This window comes from Pseudescherichia sp., from assembly GCF_031979925.1.
Classification (GTDB): domain Bacteria; phylum Pseudomonadota; class Gammaproteobacteria; order Enterobacterales; family Enterobacteriaceae; genus Pseudescherichia.
Window position 1 is genome coordinate 20,976 of the sequence record NZ_DALZFB010000007.1, and the last position, 12,657, is coordinate 33,632.

13 protein-coding genes are annotated in these 12,657 nt (G+C 60.0%); 10 read left to right on the forward strand and 3 right to left on the reverse strand.

Going from position 1 to position 12,657, the window contains the following annotated elements; all coding sequences use genetic code 11:
• Positions 1-18 precede the first annotated feature (18 nt).
• From RTM13_RS13185 to RTM13_RS13230, 10 genes are all read left to right on the forward strand, one after another.
• The gene (locus RTM13_RS13185) at positions 19-1,263 is read left to right on the forward strand and encodes a M20 family metallopeptidase (RefSeq protein ID WP_312212452.1); all 1,245 of its coding nucleotides are present in this window, start codon (positions 19-21) and stop codon (positions 1,261-1,263) included.
• A complete protein-coding gene (locus tag RTM13_RS13190) occupies positions 1,260-2,822 on the forward strand; it encodes an ABC transporter substrate-binding protein (protein WP_312212453.1) in 1,563 nt (520 codons plus the stop codon). Before RTM13_RS13185 ends, RTM13_RS13190 begins: the two co-directional genes overlap by 4 nt.
• Positions 2,823-2,837: 15 nt before the next feature.
• Entirely contained in the window at positions 2,838-3,797 is a 960-nt protein-coding gene (locus RTM13_RS13195; protein ID WP_312212454.1) for an ABC transporter permease, read from the forward strand.
• On the forward strand, positions 3,794-4,645 hold the full coding sequence (locus RTM13_RS13200; protein ID WP_312212455.1) for an ABC transporter permease: 852 nt from the start codon (positions 3,794-3,796) through the stop codon (positions 4,643-4,645). The genes RTM13_RS13195 and RTM13_RS13200 overlap by 4 nt, the downstream gene beginning before the upstream one ends.
• Complete coding sequence (locus tag RTM13_RS13205; RefSeq protein WP_312212456.1) at positions 4,638-5,633, forward strand: ABC transporter ATP-binding protein; 996 nt, start codon at positions 4,638-4,640, stop codon at positions 5,631-5,633. The genes RTM13_RS13200 and RTM13_RS13205 overlap by 8 nt, the downstream gene beginning before the upstream one ends.
• Positions 5,630-6,436, forward strand: a complete 807-nt coding sequence (locus RTM13_RS13210) for an ATP-binding cassette domain-containing protein (RefSeq protein WP_312212457.1) — start codon at positions 5,630-5,632, stop codon at positions 6,434-6,436. The genes RTM13_RS13205 and RTM13_RS13210 overlap by 4 nt, the downstream gene beginning before the upstream one ends.
• 85 nt (positions 6,437-6,521) lie before the next feature.
• Entirely contained in the window at positions 6,522-7,244 is a 723-nt protein-coding gene (gene rlmB, locus RTM13_RS13215; protein ID WP_268109384.1) for a 23S rRNA (guanosine(2251)-2'-O)-methyltransferase RlmB, read from the forward strand.
• A gap of 90 nt (positions 7,245-7,334) precedes the next feature.
• Complete coding sequence (locus RTM13_RS13220; protein ID WP_312212458.1) at positions 7,335-7,604, forward strand: hypothetical protein; 270 nt, start codon at positions 7,335-7,337, stop codon at positions 7,602-7,604.
• The gene (locus tag RTM13_RS13225; RefSeq protein ID WP_312212459.1) at positions 7,604-7,882 is read left to right on the forward strand and encodes a type II toxin-antitoxin system RelE/ParE family toxin; all 279 of its coding nucleotides are present in this window, start codon (positions 7,604-7,606) and stop codon (positions 7,880-7,882) included. Before RTM13_RS13220 ends, RTM13_RS13225 begins: the two co-directional genes overlap by 1 nt.
• Before the next feature lie 166 nt (positions 7,883-8,048).
• Entirely contained in the window at positions 8,049-9,683 is a 1,635-nt protein-coding gene (locus RTM13_RS13230) for an isovaleryl-CoA dehydrogenase (RefSeq protein ID WP_312212460.1), read from the forward strand.
• On the opposite strand, the gene RTM13_RS13235 is transcribed toward RTM13_RS13230, so the two are convergent.
• The 3 genes from RTM13_RS13235 to bsmA all read right to left on the reverse strand — a co-directional run bounded on the left by RTM13_RS13235 (position 9,680) and on the right by bsmA (position 12,505).
• On the reverse strand, positions 9,680-11,605 hold the full coding sequence (locus RTM13_RS13235) for a methyl-accepting chemotaxis protein (RefSeq protein WP_312212461.1): 1,926 nt from the start codon (positions 11,603-11,605) through the stop codon (positions 9,680-9,682). The two genes, RTM13_RS13230 and RTM13_RS13235, sit on opposite strands and share 4 nt — an antisense overlap.
• A gap of 188 nt (positions 11,606-11,793) precedes the next feature.
• Positions 11,794-12,069, reverse strand: a complete 276-nt coding sequence (yjfN, locus tag RTM13_RS13240) for a DUF1471 family protease activator YjfN (protein ID WP_042388511.1) — start codon at positions 12,067-12,069, stop codon at positions 11,794-11,796.
• Between the two features lie 106 nt (positions 12,070-12,175).
• Positions 12,176-12,505, reverse strand: coding sequence for a biofilm peroxide resistance protein BsmA (gene bsmA / locus RTM13_RS13245; protein ID WP_312212622.1), 330 nt, complete (start codon positions 12,503-12,505; stop codon positions 12,176-12,178).
• Positions 12,506-12,657 lie beyond the last annotated feature (152 nt).

Below are 12,657 nucleotides of genomic sequence, written 5' to 3' on the forward strand. Positions count from 1 at the left end.
CAACACAAGGTGGAAGCAATGAGCATTAGCGAATTAAAAACCCGGCTGGAACAGAGTATTCACCAACACCGCGACGAATATATTGCGATCTCGAAAGATATTCATGCGCACCCGGAGACCGGGAACAACGAGTACTATGCCAACGGTCTGCTGACGGCGCTGCTGGCGAAAAACGGCTTCGAGGTCACCTCGAACGTGGCCGGACACGAAACGGCATTCTATGCGGTGAAAGAGAGCAGCAAACCGGGCCCGACCATCGCCTATCTGGCGGAGTACGATGCCCTGATCGATATCGGCCATGCCTGCGGGCATAACATCATTGGCGTGACCAGCATCGCCGCGGCGATCGCCCTGAGCGAGACCCTTGACCAGACCGGCGGCAAGGTGGTGGTGCTGGGTACCCCTGCGGAAGAGGGCGGCCTGCGCGGCAAGGGCGGGCCAAACGGCAACGTCAAAGCCCGCTTTGTTGAGCACGGTTTTCTGAAGGATGTTGATGCAGCGATGATGGTCCATCCCGGTGGCAAAACGCAGCTGACCGGACCGTTCTTAGCCAACAACCATCTCTATTTCCACTTCTATGGCAAGCCTTCGCATGCGGGCAGCTCGCCGCACAAAGGGGTCAACGCCCTGGATGCGCTGGTGCTGCTCTATAACGGCATCAGCGTGCTGCGCCAGCAGCTGCCTGACGGCGTGCGCGTGCACGGCATCATCACCAACGGCGGCCAGGCCCCGAACGTGATCCCGGAGTACGCCTCCGCGCACTACTACATCCGGGCGGAAACCCGCGAGGCCGTTGAGGCACTGGAGCCGCGCCTCCGCGCCATTGCCGAAGGTGTTGCCATCGCCACCGGCACTACGGTAAGAATCGAGCACCAGGTTGGCCCGCGCGATTTCAATATCAACCAGACGCTCAACAATCTCTTCCTTGAGGAGTTTACCGCCGTGGGGGAACAGGTCGATCTGCGGCAGAAAGAGGGCAAAGGCTCTACCGACGTAGGCGATATCAGCCACGCCGTGCCCACTGCGCATCCGTCGATCAAGATTGGTCCCGACGATCTGATCGGTCACACCGTCGCCTTCCGCGAAGCCGCTAACTCCGAGCAGGGCTACGAAGCGCTGGTCACCGGGGCGGTGGTGCTGGCTAACGCGGGCCTGCGCCTGCTGACCGAGCCGACGCTGTTGCAGGCGGCGAAAGACGAATTCGCTGGACGTAAATCCACCCCACACGCTGACAGAACGTTGACCGGAGCCGCTGCTGAATGAAAAACGTGTTCTCTGCCGCCGCACTGTTGCTGGCGGCCTCTTTACCCTGGGGAAGCGCGCTGGCTGAAGCCGTAAACCGCAACGCCACGCTGAATATCGCCTATGGCAACCGGCCCGGTACGCTGGATCCTTACTTAACCACCAACAACGCCACCTCGGATGTGGATCGCCACATCTTTGAAGAGCTGTTCACCATCAACGATAAGTTTGAGCCGGTGCCGGATCTGGTGGCGTCGTACACCCTGAGCGACGATCGCAAAACCTACACCTTTGTGCTGCGCGACGGTGTGCGCTTCCACGACGGGCAGCCGCTGACGGCAGACGACGTGGTTGCCTCAATGAGCCGCTGGCTGGCGGTCTCCACCCAGGGAAAAGCTAACCTCCCCGGCGCGGTCTTTAGCAAGGTCGACGATAAGACCGTGCGCCTCGTCCTTCCTGAGCCGTCATTGATTACGCTTAACGTGCTGGCCGACGTGAAGAACATCGCGGCGATTATGCCTAAGCGCCTCATCGACGAAGCGAACAGCAGCAAAAAACCGGTCAGCGAGCTGATCGGTACCGGTCCCTATAAGCTGGCGGAGTTTAAGCAGGGCGAGTACCTGCACCTGACCCGCTACGATGGCTATAGCGCCCGCAGTGAGCCAGCCAGCGGCCTCTCCGGCCAGAAGCAGGCCAACGTGAAGGATATCTGGTTCCGCTACATTACCGATGAGTCAACCCGGCTGGCGGGGGCGATGACCGGCGAGTACGACATCGTCTTTAACCTGCCGAAGGACAATATCGACGCCCTGAGCAGCGCCCCGGACCTCTCCCTGGCCCAGCCGGAGAGCGGCGGATCGCTGATCACCTATCTCTTCAACAAGCAGCAGGGCCCCTTTGCCAACGTTAAGCTGCGCCAGGCATTCAACCTTGCCCTCGACGTTCATCAGACATTGCTGGCGGGTTACAGTGATCCGCGCTTCTTCAAGGAGGATCCCTCCCTGGGCTTCCCTAACCAGGTCGACTGGTACAGCGACGCGGGTAAGCCGTTCTGGAACCAGCATAAGCTCGACGAAGCTCGCCAACTGGTGAAAGAGTCCGGCTATAACGGCGAAGAGGTGGTGATTATCGCCACCAAAGAGTATGCCGAGCTCTATAACCTGGCGATTGTCGCCCAGCAGGTACTCAAGCAGATCGGCGTCAAGTCACGCCTCGACGTCTACGACTGGCCGACCGTGCTGCAGCGCCGCCAGGATCCGAAAAACTTCGATCTCTGCGCGCTGGAGTTCTCGATGCGTCAGGTGCTGCACCAGTATCCGTTCCTCGATTCGCGGGCCAAATTCCCGGGCCTGAGCAACAGCCCGGAGATTGACGGCGTGCTGGATGCGATCAAGCAGGCCCCGTCGCTGAAAGAGGCCAGGCCGTTGGTGGATAAGCTCAACGTGCTGAGCTGGCAGTATCTGCCGGTGATTGTGCTGGGCCATACCACCCCGGAGCCGATTGCCATCAAGAAAAACGTTAAGGGGTACCACGACCTGATTGGTCCGGTGCTGTGGAACGTGACCGTCAGCCAGCCCTGAGCGGAGTAACCGTCTATGAAGTGGTTTCTGTTTCACCGGATCATGGCGCTGCTGCCGGTGCTGTTCGTCGTCTCGCTGGTGGTCTTCTGCCTGGTGCATCTCGCGCCGGGCGACCCGGTGATGGTGATCCTCGGCAATGACGCCAGCCCGCAGGATATCGCCGCCCTGCGCCAGCAGATGGGTCTCGACAGGCCGCTTCTGGGGCAGTTTGTCCGCTGGTTTGGCGCGGTGCTCTCCGGCGATCTGGGCCACTCGCTGTTTCTCAATGCCAGCGTCAGCGGGCTGTTTTTGCAGCATCTGGCCCCGACGCTGGCGCTGGCGCTCTATGCCCAGGCCATTGCGCTGGTGCTCGGCCTGGCGAGCGGGGTCATCAGCGCCTGGCAGCACGGACGCTTTGCCGACCGGGCGATCCGCGCCCTGGCCACCTTTGGCATGTCGGTGCCGGGCTTTCTGCTCGGCCTGTTTCTGATCTTCTTTTTCGCCGTGCAGCTGCGCTGGTTTCCGGTAGTGGGCTATCGCTCCACCAATGACGACTGGCTGCAAAACGTCTGGTATCTGACGTTGCCCGCCATCGCGCTGGGGTTTCGCATTGCGGCGCTGATCTCCCGTATGACCCGCGCCGTGATGCTCGACGTGTTGCAGGAGAACTTCATCAACACCGCCCGTGCGAAAGGGGTGCCGGAGCGCACGGTGCTGCTGCGCCATACCTTGAAGAACGCTCTGATCCCGATTCTGACCATCTGCGGGGAGTCCTTCGCCTCGCTGGTGACCGGGACCATCGTGATTGAGAGCGTGTTTGGTATTCCCGGCGTCGGCTCGCTGATCGTCGACTCCATTGAGCGGCGTGACTTCACCGTGATCCAGGGCGTCGTGCTGCTGATCACCGTCTGCTACGTGCTGATTAACCTGGCGGTGGACGTGCTGAGCTATGTGGTCGATCCGCGTCTGTCCGTCGAGGGAGGGGAAAGCTCATGAAGAATCGTAAGCTGCTGCTGTGGTGCGGCGTGCTGGCCGCTATTGTGCTGCTCTCGTTCTGCGGCAGCCTGTTTAGCCCGTGGGATGCCTACAGCATCGATCCGCTGAGCCGTCTGAAAGCGCCCAGCGCTGCGCACTGGTTCGGTACGGATAACTTTGGCCGCGATCTTTTTGTGCGCGTGGCACTGGCGGTGCGCGTCTCGCTAAGCGTCGGCGCGGCGGTGGCGCTGATTGCCGGGGCTGTCGGCATGGTCATTGGTCTGCTGTGCGCCTGGTATCGGCCGCTGGACCGTATCCTGATGCGCATCTGCGACGGCCTGTTTGCTTTCCCGTCGCTGCTGCTGGCAATTGCCATCGTCGGCGTGCTGGGTCCCAACGTGGCGAACGTGGTGCTGGCCCTGTCGCTGGTCTACGTCCCGTCCATCGCCCGCGTGATCCGCGGCGCGGCAATGGTGGTAAAAGAGAAAAACTTTATCGAAGCGCTGCGCGCCCAGGGGGCCACCTCAGGACGTATCGTCTGGCTGCATCTGCTGCCCAACGTCATCTCTCCGCTGATTGTACAGGTGACGTGGGTCTTTTCGGTAGCCATCCTGACCGAGGCGGCGCTGAGCTTTCTCGGCTCTGGCGTGCCTGCGCCGACGCCGAGCCTTGGCAACCTGCTGCTGGAGGGCAAAGCGGTGATCTTCACGGCATGGTGGATGACCTTCTTCCCCGGCATCGCCATCGTGCTGCTGATTCTGGCCCTGAATATTGTCGGTGACGATCTGCGCGACAGCGCCGAGCCGGGCCTCAGACCGCTGCCCGGGCGCGTGCTGCGCTTGCTGAAAAAGGGAGAACAGCATGGTTAATCCACCGCCACTGCTTAGCGTGAATAATTTGCGGGTCAACTTTGCCACGCCGCAGGGCATCGTCTCCCCGGTGCGCGGGGTGTCGTTTACGCTTCATCAGCAGGAGACGCTCGGCATCATCGGCGAATCCGGCTGCGGTAAAAGCGTGACCGCCCAGGCGCTGATGGGTCTGCTCTCCCCGCGCACCAGTCGTACCGATGGCGAGGTGAGCCTCAACGGCGCGCGACTGGACACGCTCTCAGCGAGGGCGAAACGCCAGCGCTGCGGCCGCGACATGGCGATGATCTTTCAGGATCCGCTCTCTAGCCTGAACCCGGTCTTTACCATTGGTTTTCAGATCGACGAAAGCCTGAAGCTGCATACCTCGCTGGATCGATCCGCGCGGCGGGAGAAGATCCTTAGCCTGCTGGCACAGGTGGGGATCGCCGATCCGGCGCGCTGCGCGAATGCCTATCCTCACGAGCTCTCTGGCGGCATGCGCCAGCGGGTGATGATCGCCATTGCTATCGCCAGCGCCCCCTCACTGCTGATTGCCGATGAGCCGACTACCGCCCTCGACGCCACTATCCAGGCGCAAATTCTGCACCTGCTGGAGGAGATCAAGCAGCAGTCGGCAATGGGGATCGTGATTATCACCCACGATCTCAGCGTCGTGGCGCAGCTGTGCCAGCGGGTGGTGGTGCTCTACGCCGGGCAGGTGGTGGAGGAGTGCGACGTTAGCACGCTGTTCCATCGGCCGCGTCACCCCTATACCCAGGCGCTGCTGGCCGCGCGGCCGTCGCAGGATCGCGTCCCGAAAACCCGGCTGGCAGAGATCCGCGGCAGCGTGCCGCCCCTTAACGCCCTGCCGGTGGGCTGCACCTTTGCCGATCGCTGCCCGCTGGCGACGGAAACCTGCCGCAGCCAGCCGCCAGCGCTGCGCACTATCGACAGCCGCACGCACCAGGTGCGCTGCTGGCGGGCCGAAGAGACGGGAGTCAATGTATGAGCCAGCCCCTGTTAACCGTAGCGCATCTGTCGAAAACCTTTTCCCGTCGCGGACACACCGTCCAGGCGGTGCAGGACGTGAGCTTTACCCTCAACGCCGGAGAGACCTACGCCCTGGTGGGCGAGTCCGGCAGCGGTAAGAGCACCACCGGCCGCTCGATTCTGGGACTTACGCCTGCCTCGGGCGGACGCGTGGAGTTTGCCGGGCATTCGCTGCTCGATCTTAACCCCCGCCAGTGGCGGGAGATGCGCAGATCGATCCAGATGATTTTTCAGGATCCACTTTCAACCTTGGATCCCAAACGCACGGTGGGCTACTCCATCGAGGAGCCGCTGATCATTCACGGAGAGAAGGATGCGGCGCTGCGCAAAAAGGCGGTCGCCACTATGCTGGCGCAGGTGGGACTGAGGGCGCACGACGCCGGGCGCTATCCCCATGAGTTTTCTGGCGGCCAGCGCCAGCGCATCGGCATTGCCCGGGCGCTGATCCTGCGGCCAAAGCTGATTATCTGCGACGAGCCGGTGTCGGCCCTCGATGTCTCTATCCAGTCGCAGATCCTCAACCTGCTGATGGATCTGCAACGGGAGTATGGCCTGGCCTACCTGTTTATCTCCCACGATCTCAACGTCGTGCGCCACATCGCCGATCGGGTCGGGGTGATGTACCAGGGGCGGATTGTGGAGGAGGGACCCTGCCTGGATCTCTTCGCCCGTCCGCGGCACGAGTATACCCGCTACCTGCTGGACGCCATTCTGCCCGCCCATCCGCCGGAAAAGCGTGCGCCAGTGAAGGTGAGGGCGTAACGGGAAGGGACGCTGGGGGGCGTCGTGGGTTATAATGGGGCGGACAGACCCTTTTAACCTCGATCGAGTACCCTTCATGAGTGAAATGATTTATGGCATCCACGCGGTGCAGGCACTGCTGGAACGCGCCCCGGAGCGCTTTCAGGACGTTTATATTCTGAAAGGACGTGAAGATAAACGTCTGATGCCGCTGATCCATGCCCTGGAAGCCCAGGGCGTGACTATCCAGGTGGCGAGCCGCCAGTTTATGGATGAAAAAAGCGAAGGCGCGGTGCACCAGGGGATCATTGCACGGGTGAAGCCAGGGCGTCAGTATCAGGAGAACGATCTGCCGGATCTGATCGCCAGCCTCGATCGCCCCTTCTTCCTGATCCTTGACGGCGTGACCGATCCGCATAACCTCGGGGCCTGCCTGCGCAGCGCCGACGCTGCTGGTGTCCATGCGGTGATCGTCCCGAAAGACCGCTCGGCCCAGCTGAACGCCACCGCGAAAAAAGTGGCCAGCGGCGCAGCAGAGAACGTGCCGCTGATCCGCGTGACCAACCTGGCGCGTACCATGCGTCTGTTACAGGAAGAGAATATCTGGATCGTCGGTACGGCGGGCGAAGCGGATCACACCCTGTTCCAGAGCAAAATGACCGGCCCGATGGCGCTGGTGATGGGCGCAGAGGGCGAAGGTATGCGCCGCCTGACCCGCGAGCACTGCGACGAACTGATCAGCATCCCGATGGCGGGCAGCGTCTCCTCGCTGAACGTCTCCGTGGCAACCGGCATCTGCCTGTTTGAAGCGGTCCGCCAGCGCGGCTAAGCTTCGCTGTTACTTAACCACCCCATGGGGTGGTTTTTTTATTTCTGTGTTGTGCTACCGTGTATATACGGCGTAACGATGAGGTGATACATGACGCAAGCAACCCTAAATCTACGAATTGACGCCAAACTAAAAGCTGATTTCCTGGAAGCGGCAAAGGCGATGGATCGTAATGGTTCACAGCTCATCCGCGATTTTATGCGCGAGACTGTACAACGCCAGCATGATGCATGGTTCCGGGAGCAGGTGAAGGCAGGCATTATCCAGGCAGATCGTGGGGACGTTCTTTCCGGCGAATCAGTCGAAGCAGCAGCAGCAGCGTGGCGTGAACAGGCAGAGAAGAAAATGGCTGGTGAGTAATGGAAATACTATGGACGCAGTTAGCCAATCAGGATAGGCAAAAAATTCGAGAATACATTGCAGAACATAATCTGCGCGCTGCCATTGAACTTGATGAGTTGATTGGCATGATGGCTACGAGTTTGCTCGACCAGCCGCTCAAGGCTCGCAGTGGGCGCGTGGCTGGCACAAGAGAATTGGTTATTCATCCTCATTTTATTTTGGTTTATCGCATTGAGCGTGAAACAGAAAATATAGTCATTATCCGCATCCTTCATACTGCTCAAAAGTGGCCTTGAAGTTGATACAACTATGTCGGGTGGCGCTTTGCTTACCCGACCTACGGAATCGTGCCTGGTCTTTAACCTGACCACCCTGCGGGGTGGTTTTTTGTGACCCCGGCTGCGGTCGAAAATTTCTCCCTATGCATACTGAATGGCACCGCCATTGAACAGGGGAGAGAGTATGCGCTGGCAAACCCATACCGTTTTCAATCAACCCATTCCGCTCAACAACAGCAACCTTTTTCTTTCTGATGCCTCGCTGCGCGACGCCGTTGCCCGGGAAGGGGCTAGCTGGGATGCGGAGCTGCTTGCAAGTATTGGGCAGCAGCTTGGCACGGCGGAGTCGCTGGAGCTGGGACGGCTGGCGAACGCCAACCCGCCGGAGCTGTTGCGCTACGATCCCACCGGCGAGCGGCTTGACGACGTGCGCTTCCATCCAGCGTGGCATCTGCTAATGCAGGGGCTGTGTGCCAACCGCGTCCACAACCTCGCCTGGGAGGAGGAGGCCCGCGCCGGGGCGTTTGTCGCCCGCGCGGCGCGCTTTGTGCTCCATGCGCAAGTGGAGGCAGGCACCCTTTGCCCGATCACCATGACCTTTGCCGCCACGCCGCTGCTCCAGCAGGCGCTACCCGCGATTTTTCAGGAGTGGCTCAAACCGCTGCTGAGCGATCGCTACGACGCCCATCTGGCCCCCGGCGGGCAGAAGCGCGGGCTACTGATCGGCATGGGGATGACGGAGAAGCAGGGCGGCTCGGACGTGCTCAGCAACACCACCCGGGCAGAGCCGCTGACGCGTAAAGGCAGCGGCGAGGCCTACCGGTTGGTGGGCCACAAGTGGTTTTTCTCCGTGCCCCAGAGCGATGCCCATCTGGTGCTGGCCCAGGCGAAGGGCGGTCTCTCCTGTTTCTTCGTGCCGCGCTTTCTGCCCGACGGCACGCGCAACGCCCTGCGACTTGAACGCCTGAAAGATAAGCTCGGCAACCGCTCCAACGCCAGCAGCGAAGTGGAGTTTTTAGACGCCACCGGCTGGCTGCTGGGGGAGGAGGGGGACGGCATCCGGCAGATCCTCAGGATGGGCGGCCTGACGCGCCTCGACTGCGCTCTGGGCAGCCACGGCCTGATGCGTCGGGCCTTCTCCGTTGCGCTCTATCATGCTCATCAGCGGCAGGCGTTTGGCAAGCACCTGGTCGATCAGCCCCTGATGCGCGACGTACTCTCTCGCATGGCGCTGCAGCTGGAGGGGCAGACGGCGTTTCTGTTCCGCCTGGCGCGGGCGTGGGAGAGTCGGGAAAGCGTGCAGGAGACGCTGTGGGCGCGTCTGTTTACCCCAGTGGCGAAGTTTGCGGTGTGCAAGGCGGGGGTCCCCTTTGTCGCTGAGGCGATGGAGGTGCTGGGTGGCACGGGCTACTGTGAGGATAACGAGCTGCCTCGCCTCTATCGAGAGATGCCGGTCAACAGCATCTGGGAGGGCTCGGGCAATATTATGTGTCTCGACGTGATGCGGGTGCTGGGCAAGCAGCCTGGTGTGATGGAGCTGCTGAGTGAAAGCTTTGGAGAGGTGAAAGGTCAGGATCGCCACTTCGATCGCGCCTGGCGACGGCTTCAGCAGCGGCTGCATCGGCCGCAGGAGGCCCAGTCCCGGGAGATTACCCAGCAGCTCTACCTGCTGGGTGCCGGGGCGCAGATGCTGTGCCACGCCTCACCGCCCATCGCCCGGGCCTGGTGTCAGACCATGCTGGATACCCGTGGCGGCGCGCTGCTTAGCGCCCAGGTGCAAAATGACCTGCTGCTGCGCGCCACGGGCGGGGTAGGTTAAAGGCGGAACAGGCTGACCAGCTGCTTCAGGTGCGCCCCCTTTTCCTGCAGAGTCTGTGCCGTCTCTTCGCTACGGGAAACGCGCTCGGCGTTAACGTGGGTTGCATCACCGATATGGGTCATCGCCAGGTTTACCTGATTAATCCCTGCCGACTGTTCGTGAGAGGCGTGATTAATCTCCGTGACCAGCTGGTTGATATTGCTCATGTGGTCGATGATCGACGTCATTGCCTGGCGCGTCTGCTCGGAGAGAGTGTGCCCTTCGGTGACCTTTTGCAACGTATCGTCGATCAGCGCCTCAATCTCTTTTACGGCGTTGGCGCTGCGGGCTGCAAGGGCGCGAACCTCCTGCGCTACTACGGCAAAGCCCTTACCATGCTCACCGGCGCGGGCAGCTTCAACCGCGGCGTTCAGGGCGAGAATGTTAGTCTGGAAAGCAATTGATTCAATAACTTGCGTGATATCCGCGATACGCTGGGAAGCGCTGCGAATATCGTTCATGGTGGCTACCGCACGCCCCACCGTCTGCCCGCCGCTCTGCACCGCCTGTGAGGTTTCATTCACCAGGTGCTGCGTCTGCTCCATGCTGGCGGCGTTTTGCTGCACGGTGGCGGCAAGCTGCTCCATGCTGGCGGAGGTCTCCTCCACGCTGCTTGCCTGCTTGTTGATCTGCTCGCTGATTTCGCTGCTGTCCGCCGCCAGCGCGTTGGTGGCAAAGTGGATATCGCCTGCCGCCTCGCGAACCTGTTGCACCATGTTTTGCAGGCCGTTGCCGATACCGTTGATAGCGTGAATCAGCTGGCCTACCTCATCCTGCCGCGTCGACGTCAGAGAGGCACGCAGATCCCCGGAAGCGTAGGTCTGGGCAAGGGCTGTCACCTCGCGCAGCGGGCGCGTCAGCCAGCGGCGGGTAATGATCACAAACAGTGCGGCAAAGAGCAGAGAGACCAGCGCGCCGGCAATCAGGAACTGATTGCGCAGACGGGTAACGTCCTGCAGCAGTACGGCCTTATCGACTTCGCCGATAATCGTCCAGTTCCAGCCGGGCAGGGCAGTCCAGGAGACCAGCATCGTACGGCCATCCTTGCTCTTACGCTCCAGCGTGCCGGAGGCCAGGGTCAGCAGCTGATTTTCGGACTCTTCGCCCCACTGCGGACGCTGTCCCTCTTCACTGGCGTGGAACAGCCAGGTGCCGTAGTTTTTACCGGCGCTCCGGTTCAGCACAAAGAAGTGACCGCTCTCGCCCAGCCGACGCTGTAAGATCTTGTCACGCATAATGTCCCAGGAGTGGGTGATATCCACCCCCACGAACAGGATGGCAATGGTCTTTCCGCTGGCATCCTTCACCGGCTGGTACTGAGTGATATAGCGCTTGCCAAACAGCTGCGCGAGCCCGCGGTAGATATCGCCATGCAGCACGGGAGCCAGTGCTGGACTAGAGCTGTCCAGCTGCGTACCGATGGCCCGCTCGCCGTCCTCTTTGCGCAGGGAGGTCGCCACGCGCACAAAGTTATCGCCGTTGCGCACGAACAGTGTCGCAATCGAGCCGGTGCGCTGGAAGAAGTCGTCCGGAATAGCGTTATTTTCATGCAGCTCCGTCTCGCCGCCTTTCAGCAGAGGAACGGTGAGGCCGTTGATAGTACGGGTCTGTGTTGCATCAAGAGAGACCGGCTGGGGAATAAAGGTGCTGAACTGGCGTGTGTAGCGCTCAACCTCTTCGCTGAGGCTGCTGCTAAACATTTCGACCATATCGGCCACGCCGGTAGCCTGACTATGCAGATCTTCAACAGCCAGCGCTTCAAGCTGCTGGCTTGCCTTGTGGCTCATTAGCGAGGTAAACAGCAGAAAGAGTGCTGCGACGCTGACGCCCGTCAGCAACGAAAGCTTTGTGCCTAAACCAGCACGTCGAATAAGAGCGTTCATATAGTGTCCGTTGCCCGAGAAGTGTGGCTCGTTCAACGGCAGTTATGCGCTAACATTTAGCAGATCTGTGTAACAAAATGTTACACGAATGTATTGGCACACTCACAATATGGTAATTAAAACGCAACAAAAAGGGTAGCCACCGTTTTTAGGGGGCGTTGCGCAGAAGACAATCAGGCTACATGGATTCAGGCGTAGAGGATCGCCTGTGCCTGCCAGCTATTGGCGCTCTGTACCTCATCCATTTTGATGATGCGATACCAGGAGGCGCCCTGCTCATCGGCTTTCAGGGCAATGGCACGCTCTACATCCTGTACGCTACCGGAAACATTGCTCACGGAGATAAGGCCGATCTCATTCAGGCCAGTTACGCAATCGGCGCTGGCGAACTCTGCAGACTGTGCGGTGGTGCTCACCAGACCGACGGAGAGCAGCAGTGAAGTTAAAGCAAGAGATCGTTTCATAAATCCGCTCCTTTTACATGTTCCTGACTAACCCTGAATGATTGTAAGTGGCAAAAAGTCTACGGACGCAAAGCAGTGTAAATATCCTTTAAAAAACAATGCACCGTTACTGACGATACAAAATGGCCTGTCCATATCGCTGACCGGGAACGATCGTCTCGTCATCCAGAAGGATAAGGTAATAGTCAGCCTTCATGGCCGCCGCTTTGGCTTTAATCTCCGACTCAACGTCCATTGGCGATCCACGCACCATCACGCTGATGGTTTCTATTTTTTGTAGCCCCGCCGTCTGATTGCGGCTGATCTCTTGCGGCTGGTCACTTACTGGCGGCGCGGGATGCGGCGTACTTTGCAGCATGCTACAGCCGCTAAGGATCAGCGCTAAAAATAGGGGGGTGAATCGATGCATCACTTTCTCTCGTTTGCCGATAGCCATTTTCCTGATAGCCATAGTGTAGTGCGTCCTTTAATAACCTTATGGAGAATGTTCCCATTTTGTTAGCTCTCGCGTTATTTTCAGCTGTAAATAATGCGAAAGCGTAATGTACTTCTCACTGTTTTATTATATGCACGGCGGCTTGCGAAGAG